Raw genomic sequence first — 13955 nt, 5'->3', positions numbered from 1 at the left:
CCGTACATCGTGTATTCACACAATCTCGTTGTTTTTATACATAGGAAGACATGAAAAAACAGGGAATGCCTGTCTCCCTGTCACAACATCTAATATTCATCCATAGGAATGCTAAGATTTGTACATACCGAATGGATGGCAAGATCGGGTATATATCCCTACCTGACCATTTGTTCACGGAATTGCGTAGGCGTGTGGCCTGTAATCTTTTTGAACATGCGCGTGAAATAAAAATAATCCTGGTAACCCACCTTCTCGGCAATTTCAGTGATCCTCAAATTCGTATTCTCCAGCAACCCGCATGCGCTCGTTATTCGAAGCCGCGTCATATAGGAGGTGAACGTCTCGCCCACTTCTTTTTTGAACAATTGACTCAAGTAATTCGGGTTAATGTAATATTTCTGTGTCAAGCTCTGGATCGTAATCGGACTGCGGAAATTCTCATGCACATCATGCAAGATCGATAGGAAGGTCTCGTTGGTCGTCTCGATCGTCTCGTATTCCGGTTGCCTGCGGATCAACTTGATGGATAGCGACTTCAGGCTGGAGATCATATCCGTAACATGCTCGAAGGTATCGATCAATTGCTCATAGCTCATCACCATTCGCTCCTGCTCATCCTCATCAAGGATATAGAGGAAGGATAACGTCACATTGTACAGACGCAGCGCATCCTTGATCGTATAACCTTCTTGCAGGAACAATCCCTTCACTTCATCATAGAGCTGATTCAGCGCATTGAAATCCTGGTTCGCGATCGCTTGCCCGATTCGCTTAATCGCTTCCTTCAGCGGTCCCCGTGAAGCGTTGCTCCAGGCATATATCCCTGGCGTACCTGTAATAAAATATTGGTTCGTGAGCAGATTGGCATGTTCGAGTTCCTCGGCAATCTTAGAATAGTGATCGATTCTTCCGCTGATGCCGATACCTCTCACCTCTGTCGGCCAATGCACCGCAAGCTCTTGCACGATGTGCTCCAGTTGATCGTAGGTCATCACGTACAGCATTTTGGATTTGCCGATGTTGATCCGAATCGCATCCTTCGATAGGAATGGATCGTCCTCCCCCTCTAAGGTGCACACCATCAGCCCACCGCCTTGCTGTTCATCCATGTGCAGTCCCCGATGCTCGAATGCCTGCCGGATCATGTCCGGACTTCCTCCCGGCTTCTCCGCAAGCAGCTGAATGAGATGTGTCTCCGTCCGATCCCGCTCCATATCCAGCGTTTTCTTCAATCGCTTCAATAAACCTGAAATTTCCTCATCATCATAGGGCTTGAGGCAATACGCTGTCGCGCCATAATTCAATGCCCGTTGCGCATAAGCAAATTCCGCGTAACCACTCACAACGACAAACTTAGGAAGGACGGGGAGCTCAGATCCCTTCTTGATTAATTCAAGCCCGCTCATCCCCGGCATCCGAATATCGGTAAAGACGACATCCGGCTTCAGATCCCGCATGAGTTGCAGCGCCTCCAGCCCGTTATAGGCCTCTCCGACCACCTCGAAGCCGTACTTTTTCCAATCCACGCTTACCTTCAGACTCTCAACGACCCAGCTCTCGTCATCGACGATGAACACGCTATATCTGTCCATGTTCTCTCCCCCTCGTTGGCATCAGCAATTGAATCTGTGTTCCTTCCCCATACGTGCTATGGATCGACAACCCATATGGATGGCCATAAGTCAGCTTAATACGATTATTGACATTGGCAAGACCTATACTGGAAATCTGGGGTTCTTCCGGATCACGCTCCGTATTCTCATATTGATTCAGCGCATTCTGAACCTGACGCAGCCGCCCGGGCGCAATGCCGAGCCCATTATCTTCAACGGTAATGACTAATTCCTGCCGTTCGTTCATGACACTTCTAACCGTCAACATCCCTTGATCTTCCTTCAATTCTAGACCATGAAATACGGCATTCTCGACCAGCGGCTGGAGAATCATCTTTGGAATTTGACACATCAATGTGTCTTCTTCGATCGCATAGTGTACCTGGAATCGATCACCAAATCGAATTTGTTGGATTTGAATGTACGACTCGACGATCCCCATCTCTGTCTTGAGGGACACCGTGTCTCCCCCTTTAATGCTGTATCTGAAAATCTGCCCCAGTGCTTTGGCGATTTCTCGAATTTCATGGGCACCATTGACAGCGGCCATCCCTTTGACCATTTCGAGCGTGTTATATAGGAAATGCGGATTGATCTGACTGCGTAAGAACAATAACTCGGATTTCTTCTTCTCCAGCTCCGCTTCATAGAGCATCGCATTCGTCTCCAGGAGCTGCCGCGTTAACGTATCCACCTCATCCAGCATATTGTTAAGCCCGTTCGACATCACCGTTATTTCGGCGTAACCCTGCAGATGAACGCGATTTTTCAATGTATCCAGATCCCCGCGTTTGATGTTATTAATGAAAGCCATGAGCTTCTTGAGTGGGTGCAGAATATTACTGATGATCAACCTGAACAAGATGAACATCATAATGGCACCAATGATACAAATGATCAGTTCTAACTTGCGTACTTTGGAAATATCGCGCAGAAGCTCATCTTCGGGCATAATGCTGATGATTGCGCTGTTGATTTCCGGCAAATCTTCCGTTTGCACGATATATCTGGTCCCGTTCAATTCCACATTCCTCGGTTTCCCAGACGGGGCATCACTCGTAATCATCGCATTAAGTACACTGCCGACCTCCTCTGGATCATTACTACTTGAGAAGATTTTATTATCCCGATCTACCAAATACGATTGCATCGCATATTGCTTCGAGATCGAACTAGAGGCGACGATTAATGCTTTCGGATCAATCACGAAGAATAGGGTTCCGATCACTGATGTAAATCGATCCCCCGATTGGAAGGACTTGATCTTCATCCCGACGAGCAGGCTGTTCTCCACCTGATAGGCACCTTCAAAATGCTGCAATCCGTAATAATGAATCGAATCCTGCGGAGAAATTTTATCAGTAAAAGGTGCCGTCCATCTTCCCCCCCCGAATAGGTCGTACCAACGCCCATTCTCGCCGTGAATCACAATATCCAGAATGCCTTCCTTCAACGTGGTCGTGTTAATGAGCAGACTATTTATACGCTTGGAATATCCATACACTTGCACGTTATTCTGTTCAATTAGAAAATTCTGCACATCTTGGTTGTACGCAATATTGGTCATTAGACGATCAATGACATCCCTGTTCGCTTGCACCGTCTCCTTGATCTGCGCGCTCATATCTTTCGTGTACTGTTCGTTATAATTGCTGATAATGCTAGACATTTGAACGTACGTCATCATAATAATGAATAACAACACAGCTGTAATCAGTAGTGCGATGAACAGCAGCTGCGAGCGAATCGATAGTTTACGATAAAAAACCACTGCTTGTCCCCCCAAGCGTTACACGAATGCGAATGGTAGCATCAATTATGGATATCTTATCATAAATATTGCCATTTGCTTATCGAAACTCTTTACTCTAGCAAACTTTTCCATTACTATTTTTTTAATAGAATGTATGCAGGGAGTGATGGAATGGTCCGTATCAAAGCTTACGTCATACTACTATTCACAACCCTATTCATCATGACAGCCGCCGGATGCGAGAAGACAGACGTCGACGAGGCGGCATCGCCAGAACCAACGTCTGATATCGGCAACCACCTCACCATTTCTATCTCCTTCTGGGACATTGGCAGGGATTTCGAGAAGAAGGATGCCGTGCTGCAGAAGCTCGAACACGACTTCAATATTACCTTCAAACCCATTCAAGTGAGTCAGACAGACTATGAGGAGAAATTCAAGATATGGGCCGCTCTAGGTCAATTCCCCGACTTATTCGCCCACTCCCTCGTCATCAATTCACCTGGCATTTACGCAGACTGGATCAAACAAAATCTTATTCGGCCGCTGCCGAGCGACTTATCCAAATACCCAAATGTCTATAAAGTTGCACAAATCCCCGATACGCTCGCACTCCGTCGAGAGAAGAAATCGTATATGCTGCCGCGCATTGCTTATCCGACCAACGATCTATGGATGATGGAACGTGTCGTATTTGTCCGCAAAGACTGGATGGATCAATTGCATCGCATCGACCCACGAAATTTCGAAGAGTTCTCCACTCTACTCGAATCGTTCACCAAAGATGATCCTGATGGCAATGGTCTGCAAGATACCGTCGGTCTGACAGCAGCAAGCATTAACTATCTCTCTTGGGTGTTCAGTCCGACATTCCCGCAATTTGCAGCCAATCAATGGGTGCAGGAAGACAACCAATGGATCCCTTACTATGCCTCGCAGAAAATGGAGCAGGTTGCATCGCAGTTCCGTCAATTGTACGAGAGCGGCGGGCTGGACCCGAATTTCTTCCTCATGAAGGAAGATGATGCGTTGATCAAATTTGCGCAAGGGAAGGCTGGCGCATTCGCGTATAAGGGGACGCCGGAGAGCATGAGCAAGGTGGTTGCGCTGTGGAACAAATATCATCCGAACCAAGATTTCTATGATGCGGTGAAAATCTTGCATTTGTGGCCCGCGGAGGACGGAAATCGATATTTCTATGTCGCACCAACCTACTGGACTGAAAGTTACTTCAGCGCAAAAATGAGTGATGAGAAGATGGATCGCATCTTACAGCTCTATGACTACCTCCTCTCACCCGAAGGAAAAAAATTAATGCAGTACGGCATTGAGGGCAAAGATTACGTGGAAAGCAGCGATCAGATCGTCATTACACGCCCTCGCGAAGCATCAGGACAACCAGTCAGCATTCAGAAGCTGTATCCATCAACGAACACCCTGCATTCCCTCGCTTCCTGGGGATTGGAACGAACCTACCGTCTCGATGAAATGAACAAAATCAATTATGGGGAACGCAATATTCTCGCTTGTCTGGAGGAAATGCGATGGCTGCTCAACAATGCACGGGCAACCCCTTTCAAATATCCAATCATCTCGCTCTCTACGCCTCACAAGGACATCATCAGTGCTGCGATCAATCCGCTGGAGGATTTGACGGAAGTCGTGCTTAGTAAGGACGATCCGATCAAGCTGTGGCGAGAGAACGTCAAAACATACAATCAAATGGGCTTACAACAAGCGATCAAGGAAGTGAATGATAAGCTACTCCACCCGGATTCTTGAGAACATCCCGCAAAGGAAAGTAAATACAAAAAAACCACCCCGCGAACCTCTCAAGGAGAGATCCGGGGTGGTTGTCATACTTTCGCGTAGTTAATTGTAAGGTTCAGCTTTCAAAAACCACATGAAGATGCAGCATACCTTTCTCTTCGAGGCTTATCATCAAAGTGTTATTTTGAATGCCGGTTATCTCAGATTGGACTTCTTCCAAAGCATTCGTCCTATACGCAGTTTTTATCATTCTATTCGGAAATTGGAGCTGAGCGCTAGCTTGCTTGGTCGTGCAATTGCTTAAACGCACAACAATACCTGATCCATCTCCAGATGGCATAACATCAAACGCCTGAATCCCGCTACCGATGATCTGAATAAATTGTCCAGTCTCCTCTTCCTTACACGCAACGACCGGGACTGTGAAAACTGGCGATACAGCCTGAACAGCCGTTGGCATCACTACTTCGGGCTCAAAGGATTGAATGCTGGACAGTAAATAGGTAAACGAAGAATAACCCGGTTGACGAGCCTGAAAATTAGTGTCCCAGTAATTATTCATCGGCCATGCCAAAAGAAGAGGATTTGGACTTCTAGCGATGCTTTTTTGCTCTTTTCCGAAATTAAAGCCTCCTACCTGCACTAGGGGTGCATCGGGACAAACCAGGGTGATTCCATGCAAATCATCGTAGACCGAAACACTTTTATCTACTGTGATATAGTCTCTGCAAACACCCGGCAACTGCTGTGAATCAAGTTCAACGAATTGTCCGGCCGTATCGTAATGACAGCGCCATTCCTTCACATTCAGAGGAATTGCGAAATATATTGCCTCCGGTGTAGTAATGTCCTGCTTATGATAAGAGACCTTCATTTCAATATCTGTACGGTAGTTAAAAAAGGTAAACTTCTGTTCCAGATCGTCCACACCGGGCGCATCCCAACATACGAATAATGAAGCTGAATGTGCGTTACGCTCCACACGACATGATTTCATTCGTGAATAAGACTGCCTTCTGGCCTGCCAATCGTGATTCCAAACACTAATGCTATTATTCCCTTTCTCCACATCTCTTGGAAAAATAGTACTGCGGTGATTCGATTGATAGGTTGGGTCGATCGTTTCTTGCACATATTGGAACAAACTCCAGGGACTTGACTGATCAAGCACTTCCCAATTCGTTATTTTGTCGAACAAGCTTGTGATGCGGCCCGTCGATGGATCGAAGGAACATTTGTGGAAAGGCGTTTCTATACTTCCTTCAGTAATTGTAATATCTTTGGACCACTCCGCTTCCTGCAGCGTGTGCAGCGGAATCTTCCGCCAGCTGAAAGGGGGGAGTTCAATGACCCCATAACTCGTCGCTTCATGCTTCAATTCAATATTCGTAAGTGCTTGACGCATACGATCTGCGCTGAGATGTCTACCTTGCGTAGTGAAGCTTGCAGGAATATGAATGTCATGCATTACTGTTGCGGATGATGAATTCAGTATCATTATCCCTTCGGGTTCTTCCGATTGCAGCGGGTTATTCGCCAACTTCTCCATTTGAACTCCTAACAAATAACTCGTCAAGCTGTTGGCCAAATATGCATAATGCGCTTTATGCATCCACTGGATACGCACATCCAAATGGTCAGGATCAGTGACAGAATTGAAAGCCCCCCATGTATGCTCATCGTATAAGTGAATTTGTTCCCACGCTTGCTTCTCGACTTGAATATAGGACGGATCATTCTCCTTTTGAAAAGCGTTTAACAAGTCTACAGCTTTCATTCCCTGCTTGGTGTGGCGATTCAACTTGGTTTCTTTTGCCGAGCTGCCTGAACCGAAGTTCCAATAATCCGTCCAATCACCTGAGTGAACACTTAACTGAGCCTCATGCTTTTTGACTCTTGTATATAATTGCTCTGGTGTTACGAACGAAATTGTCTGTTCCCGGCTCTCCTCATTCCAACGCTTGATTAATCCGGCAAGCTCGCGGTCGGGAGGATTGTTATCATAAAGCGGTAGATTTGTCGCCGTCAAATAGACAAAATCAAACGGATAATCTGGATTTGAATCGATTTTCTCAAGATACTTCGCGAGACCCTCGGCCATAATGTTCGTATCCTTAGCATTTACATTACAGATTTGGCTAAACAGTGAATAATGCTCGCCATTAAACGTAAGCAGCTTTCTGGCATCCGGTGTTTGCCAATGAAATGCGCTTGGCCGAGTCAGAGGAATTCCCCCGAAGTGAATATTGATACCCATAATAAAAAATTCTACACCGGCATCCAACAACAGTTGGCTATAAGGCCAAGGTTGGCCATTTACGTCATGATGTATTGCTGTTTTGATGTCAATACCGAACTGGTTACGTAAAGTTTTAATAGGATACAGCATCTTGGCGAGCTGCTCAGCTGTTACAAGAGGTGTAGTATGCATGAACGAAGCTGAGATGCTCATTTGACCGCCCCGCAAGTAACGGCCAAATTTTTCAATCTGCTCCTCATTCGCAGTTTCTAACCAGCGTATAACAGGATAACTAGATTCGCAGGTCCATCGGAATTTATTTTCCTCCGCCCAATCCTCGGTTAATTCGCACATATGTATCGCTTGATCGATATATTTCTTTTGCATTTCTAGTAAGACAGGCTGAGGATGTGTGTAACCGACATCCAAGTGACTATGATGGAGCACAAGCACTTCTTTAATTCGAGACATCAACCTTCACCCTTATTGGTTATGATTTTGCATATTACAGCTTAGGGTATAACACTTGCCTGCTTCAGTTGAAAAAGATATAACGTTATCAATGAACTGCCAATCGATTTGCATTTGACGTTCTCCGTCTGATTCTGTTATAGTGATTTCCCCATTGACCCATGGGTTTATTATGCGGCACGTTCTGCCTTTTTCACTTCGAATCGTGACGTAGGTAATATTTTCGTTGGATAGCTCACTCGATACAACGAATGCCCCGACGGCTCTCAGGTTTACAAAGCTAGCATCTTTTTGCCTTGGCCATACAGGGAACAATCGAATGACATGCTCATGACTTTGCAACAGCATCTCATTAATTGCCGAAGGTACGCCGCTGCAGCATTCAATGCCACCGCCTCCGAAGAAGATGAATAAATTAGGATAGCTGTGTTCAAAGCACTGACGACGCAGCTCGCGCAAGATGATTTCAGGATCATATCCGACTCGCGCCGCAGCAGTAAATATCGTTGGAAACCCATTGTAATCCGTCCAGCGGTTTAGAACGGTAATTGTATTTTGGGCAATTTCAAGAAGCTTGGGATCAGAATCAAGTCCGATCGCTCCCGCAGGCCAAATATGCTGAATGGCTAGAGTATTATCCGGCCACCAATCTCGACCCTGCTCCGTTAATCGAAATATCGTCTTCCCGTCTCGTTCATACGTTGGAAGATCGCTTATATGTTCCAGAATATGTAACCACTTTTCACGTCGCTCGGAATTGAGACCCAATTCTTTTGACATATCGAGCAGCCCTTTGAACACTGCCCGGACAACGCCTAATGAAAGAAGTGGATTCATGTCCTCGAATTCCTGCAGCCATTCATCATCGGGATGTGAATCTGCCCACGTTGGGACTTCATGAATCGCATCACGATAAATGACGTAACGGTTGCCTTCGAAAGTTAAATAGTCTTCCCAAAAATTAGCTACCTCAATGAGGTACGGGTACGCAACTTGACTGGCATATTGCAAATCATAAGTATAGTAGTAACGCATCAGCATATTCACGGCACTTAGGGCCGTATTGCTCTTCTGCCCTAGGAACAAATGACCGTGTTCATAGGTAAGACTTGCATTCGTATTGGACAGGACAGTGGGAAGTCCTTTGGGTCCGATACCAACATCGTAGTAGATCCCGCTGCATTCTAAGTATTGTTCAGCATACTTTCTACCGTTCGACATATATTCGAGCAGCGGCGTGTCATACGGCTCACTCAATTCGATATGATTGGATGTATAAACTCCCCACCATGGAGCTTGATAATTGTAATTCAAGTGATAATCTCCGGCCCATGCGGGGGTATCTGTCGTTATCCAGTTGCCAAATAAGCCGGGAGCAAACGCTTTGTTACGACTGCAGCAGGCCATGATGTAATGAGAGCCATACCAAAATTTCTCAAGCAACTCGTCACCGATCTCAACCGAAGACTTCGCCCAAAATTGATTCCACCAGTTCTCATGCTCAGAATGAAGCGTACCGACACGACTCTCGTCGATAAGCTTTACTCTTCCTCTCGACACTTGTGCGTAATCTTGGACATCGTGATTCGTGAGCACATAGGCAACGATCGTTGTCTTATCACCAGGCTTCAATTCGAATGAATTTTTTAATTGACCTAAGCATCTCATGGCTACGATTCCCTCTGTTGGCCAGTCCAGATCATCGCCGTTAAATTTCCTCGTAACCCAAGATACATCGCCATCTTGACCAATTTCCGTTTCCGATTCATGTCCAGGTTGCACCCATAAATCCACTTTAACCGAAATGTCTTCCTGGCTTTCACTAATGAGCTCAACAATTACTGCATTCTCCTCAGCTGCGACCCAGGAGGTCATCGTGACTGCTATGGAATCCCCGCGAAATGTCGACACGACTTTCGCATCATGCAAATGTTGTTCAGCACCGTAAGAAGCTTCCTTCAAAGCTGGCATTTGAATATCAATTCCCCCGAGTAAACACGGGCTGCCATTGGGGTAGAAACGCTTCGCTTTCCAAAAATCAACCTTCGAGATCCATAGGCGCTGCTGTTCAGGCAATCCGCTAATCACGACGCCGACATCACCGTTCCCAATGATGGGTCCATCAACCACTTTATCCGAAGGCACATTTCTTGGCGGCTCCTTGAATATCCCATTATACTTTGCCATCTTCTCTTTCCAGTCTGCCGGTTTCATTCTATCATCCTCCTGGTTTGCCTTGATCTTAGCTCCCAATTGAACTCAACTCGCTATTTCACTTTGGGAATGATAGCGAGTTGAGTCATTTCATTATTTAGATGTCCCGCTTCTTTCTTGATAGCGTTTCAGTGCATCATTATAGATTTGAAGTACTCGATCTAGATCGCCTGTCTTTTTAATTTTCTCTTGGAAAGCCGACCAGTTGTCGAAGCTCTCTTTGCCATTAATGAATTTATTTTGCATTTCAGCGACGTAAGTTTTAATAGGTGACATATTCGAAGTCATCTGTTCTTTTTCATCATCTGTAAATTCTAGAAATGGTTCATTTGTCCAAGCTGGCGTATAATCATTCGGGTACGGCATGTCTGAAAAAGCGGTTTCCCACGGTTTTTCGTTTAGCTTCCCATCAATGAAGCCAGGATCAGTTGGCGCAAAATCAACGAACGCCCATGTATCAATCGCCATTTGCAATCCAGGACGATAAGAGCTGCTCGACCTCATTCCATATTTATCGCCTTCCGTCCATGGATTAGCCGCTTTTTTAATTGAATCGACGAAGGTCGGTCTGCCGCTTGAATCGCGTGTAAATGTGGTACCTTCAATCCCCCAAGTAACCAATTCCATAATCTCTGGTTTGTACTGCAAATCTAATAGCTTTATCAGTTCTTTCACATTTTCCGCCTTCGGATTAACGACCATTACCGCACCTTGGTTAATGCCTACGGAATTGAAGTCAGTCACACTTTGCCACGCTTTTCCGTATTTCGGATTGTCAGGAAATAGAGAGATAACAAACTTTTCTCCTCCTGATGCAGTGCGGTTCCAATCTCCGGCAAAGTTAAACCAGTTTTGCAGCAAAATAAAATTCGTCCCGTTCATTACTTTTTTCTTAATCGCATCGTCGTTGTCCGAAAATACTTCAGGGTCTAGCAGCTTCTCAGAGAAAAGCTTGTTCGCAAATTGCAGCGCTTCCTTATAGGATTCTTCCGTTGGTCCATAGATATATTTTTCGCCGTTCCAATAGATATTCGGCCCTTGAGTGTGGTTAGCCAGGAAGAGCGAATCAAAAGCATTCCACTGCGTATTGATTGGGAATGACTTAGGATACAGTTCTTTTAACTTTTTTGCTGCGCTGTACAGTTCATCCAATGTCTTAGGAATCTCGATGCCGTTCTTTTCCAATATATCATAGCGATATGCAGCCGGGGTATACACGCCCATTCCTTTATCTTTCTCCTGTCTTGGGAGATCGACATTCCATAATCCATAGAACTTTCCATCCGATCTTATCGCCTTTATTTTGCCATCCTTCGCTTGATTTACCAAGCCCATATAATTGGGAAGAAGATCTTTATACTCGCTTAAATCTAGAAATGAGTCTTCGCCTTCATACTGGCTATAAATATCTTTACTCATGATCATGAATAAATCCGTCGTTTCACCACTAGCTAGCAATAGCTTGCTCTTATCACCATACTCACTGATTGGAATATAATTATATTTGATGTCAAGCTTCTTGCCCATCAGGGACTCCATTTGTTTAAGCCATTCTTTATGTACCATGGAGTCTTCCATTTTGGCGCCAAATGAAGGTAATGTAACCGAGAAACTGAGTGTATCGTTTGCTTGTGTAGAGTCTTCGTTGTCCGTGGTTTCTGCTGTCTTGGCGTCTGAACATGCCGTAATAATAATCCCCATCATTAAAATAACCGAGAGTATTAGTGATGTTAATTTGAGGCGATATTTCATTTTTTCCCCTCCATAAAATGTAATGAACTACTTTTGACCACCACAAAAAATCTTTCTTGTCTATATCGCTCTAAATGTAGGGCCTCACACCCCTTCTCACACGCTTGTGTTTACCGACTAGCCTTTAATCGCTCCGATCATGACGCCTTTGACAAAATACTTTTGGAGAAATGGATATATGATCATGATTGGAAACATCGCAATAACGACAATCGCCATTTGGATATTTTTTGGATCTAATTTCATTTGCATGAGCATCGCCTGCATCGCGGCCGTTCCAGATCCTGAGTCAAAGGACATGGTGAACAAATATTTTCTGAGAATTAACTGTAACGGATATTTGTTCTCGTCACTCAAGTAGATCAGCGCTTCAAACCAACTGTTCCAGCTCCCGACGATCCCAAAGAGCGCAAATGTTGCGAGAAGAGGCTTTGAAAGCGGCAAATAGATCTTAAACAAAATTTGAATTTCATTTGCGCCATCGATAACTGCGGATTCACGTAAATCGGAAGGGATAGACTGGTAAAATGATCTAAACATGAAAACATTGAAAGCGGATACACAGCCAGGAATAACCATGACCCAGTAAGTATCAAGTAAGTGAAGGCTTCGCATTAATAAATACGTAGGAATTAACCCGCCGCCAAAAAACATCGTAATGACTAAGAACACGGAAAGAAATTTTTTGCCCATGAAACCCGGAATTATTAGCGGAAACGCCATGAGCGATGTAAATGTGAGCATAAAAGCGGTGGATCCAACCGCATAAATGATCGAATGTAAGTAGCCCGAATATAAAAATGAATCTTTTAACACATAACTATAAGCACTTAAGTTAAATCCTTTTGGAAAAATCGTAATATCGCCTTTAAGAATATGTTCTGTATTACTTAAAGAAACCGCAATAACATTTAAAAATGGGTATAACATAATCACGCATAGCAGCAACATGATGAAAATATTTACGAGGTCAAATAATCTTGAGCCAAGACTCTCTCTACCTACCATATTCGGCACCCCCTACCAGATACTTGTTTCAGACACTTTACGACTAATCATGTTCGCACCGACAAGGAGAATAAAAGCAACAATTGACATAAAGAGACCAATCGCCGTGGTATATTCAAACCTTGCTCCCATAATGCCTTCACGGTATAGATATGTACCGATCACATCAGCAACCTCGTAAGTATCTGGATTGTACAGTAATAGAACTTTTTGAAAATCAGTACCCAATATGCCGCTAATCGAAAAAATAAGTAAAATAATCGTCGTTGGCTTGATATGAGGCCAATTGATATGCAGTACTTTCTTCCAACGACTTGCTCCATCAATGCTCGCAACGTCATGTAAGGTCGGATCAACACCGCTCAATGCCGCCAAATATAATATGGTTCCGAATCCGATACCCTGCCATATCCCTGAACCAATGAATATCGTCCTGAACCAGCTTGGCTCCGAGAGGAACACGATGGGATCGACGCCAAACCAGGAGGCAATTTTATTGAACACGCCTTCTCTCTCTGCAAAGGTTCGAATCATCCCCACAATAATGACGGTTGATATAAAATGCGGTAAATAAGAAATGGTCTGAACCACTTTTTTGAAAACGGAATTTTTAAGTTCATTGAATAGCAATGCAAGAATGATCGGAGCCGGGAAACTCCAGAGCAAAGAATAGAGGCCCAGCAACAAGGTATTCTTGAGAACTCTCAATGCTGTCGGATCTTTAAAAAATTGTACGAAGTACTTAAACCCTACCCAATTGCTGTCCCAAATCCCTCGTGCCGCACTATATTTTTTGAATGCAATCTGGATGCCGTACATTGGAAAATAACTGAATACTAACACAATTAAAAAACCGGGCAATACCATGAGAAATAAAAATCGTTGATTCCAAAATTTCGCTGAAAACCGGCGTAAATTTATCATCTTGCACACTCCCCCTCCAATTCATAAAAATAGTAGCTGATTGACCTCCCCAAAAAGATAACGGTTACATTTTATCGTTTTAGGTACATGGAATTTATAAACAAACAATACAGCAAACGAATTTATTGTGTCAATATTTTTTCGTTATATTTTATAATTTTTGATACAAATAATAATACAAAATACTTTTTTAGATCACAAAAAAACT

The 13955-nt window shown here is 44.2% G+C and carries 8 protein-coding genes; 1 reads left to right on the top strand and 7 read right to left on the bottom strand.

Annotated elements, in window-relative coordinates; translation table 11 throughout:
• Positions 1–158: 158 nt before the first annotated feature.
• Complete coding sequence (locus tag ACFQZR_RS03900; RefSeq protein WP_379343033.1) at positions 159–1595, bottom strand: response regulator transcription factor; 1437 nt, start codon at positions 1593–1595, stop codon at positions 159–161.
• Complete coding sequence (locus ACFQZR_RS03895) at positions 1582–3387, bottom strand: cache domain-containing sensor histidine kinase (RefSeq protein WP_379343031.1); 1806 nt, start codon at positions 3385–3387, stop codon at positions 1582–1584. The genes ACFQZR_RS03900 and ACFQZR_RS03895 overlap by 14 nt, the downstream gene beginning before the upstream one ends.
• A gap of 153 nt (positions 3388–3540) precedes the next feature.
• Here ACFQZR_RS03895 and ACFQZR_RS03890 point away from each other — a divergent pair, with 153 nt between their 5' ends.
• Complete coding sequence (locus ACFQZR_RS03890; RefSeq protein ID WP_379343029.1) at positions 3541–5151, top strand: type 2 periplasmic-binding domain-containing protein; 1611 nt, start codon at positions 3541–3543, stop codon at positions 5149–5151.
• A gap of 103 nt (positions 5152–5254) precedes the next feature.
• On the opposite strand, the gene ACFQZR_RS03885 is transcribed toward ACFQZR_RS03890, so the two are convergent.
• The 5 genes from ACFQZR_RS03885 to ACFQZR_RS03865 all read right to left on the bottom strand — a co-directional run bounded on the left by ACFQZR_RS03885 (position 5255) and on the right by ACFQZR_RS03865 (position 13747).
• Positions 5255–7849, bottom strand: coding sequence for a glycoside hydrolase family 38 N-terminal domain-containing protein (locus tag ACFQZR_RS03885; protein ID WP_379343027.1), 2595 nt, complete (start codon positions 7847–7849; stop codon positions 5255–5257).
• A 12-nt stretch (positions 7850–7861) separates the two neighbouring features.
• Complete coding sequence (locus tag ACFQZR_RS03880; protein ID WP_379343025.1) at positions 7862–10063, bottom strand: glycosyl hydrolase family 95 catalytic domain-containing protein; 2202 nt, start codon at positions 10061–10063, stop codon at positions 7862–7864.
• A gap of 93 nt (positions 10064–10156) precedes the next feature.
• Positions 10157–11815 carry a type 2 periplasmic-binding domain-containing protein gene (locus ACFQZR_RS03875; protein ID WP_379343023.1) on the bottom strand — a complete coding sequence of 553 codons (1659 nt, stop codon included), beginning with the start codon at positions 11813–11815 and terminating at the stop codon, positions 10157–10159.
• Positions 11816–11932: 117 nt separating this feature from the next.
• A complete protein-coding gene (locus tag ACFQZR_RS03870; RefSeq protein ID WP_379343021.1) occupies positions 11933–12823 on the bottom strand; it encodes a carbohydrate ABC transporter permease in 891 nt (296 codons plus the stop codon).
• A 12-nt stretch (positions 12824–12835) separates the two neighbouring features.
• Positions 12836–13747 carry an ABC transporter permease gene (locus tag ACFQZR_RS03865; protein WP_379343019.1) on the bottom strand — a complete coding sequence of 304 codons (912 nt, stop codon included), beginning with the start codon at positions 13745–13747 and terminating at the stop codon, positions 12836–12838.
• Between the last annotated feature and the right edge of the window lie 208 nt (positions 13748–13955).

Origin of the sequence: Paenibacillus sp. GCM10027629 (genome assembly GCF_042676425.1) — a bacterium.
Taxonomy (GTDB): domain Bacteria; phylum Bacillota; class Bacilli; order Paenibacillales; family Paenibacillaceae; genus Paenibacillus_K; species Paenibacillus_K terrigena.
This window is presented reverse-complemented; position numbering and strand designations above follow the sequence as displayed.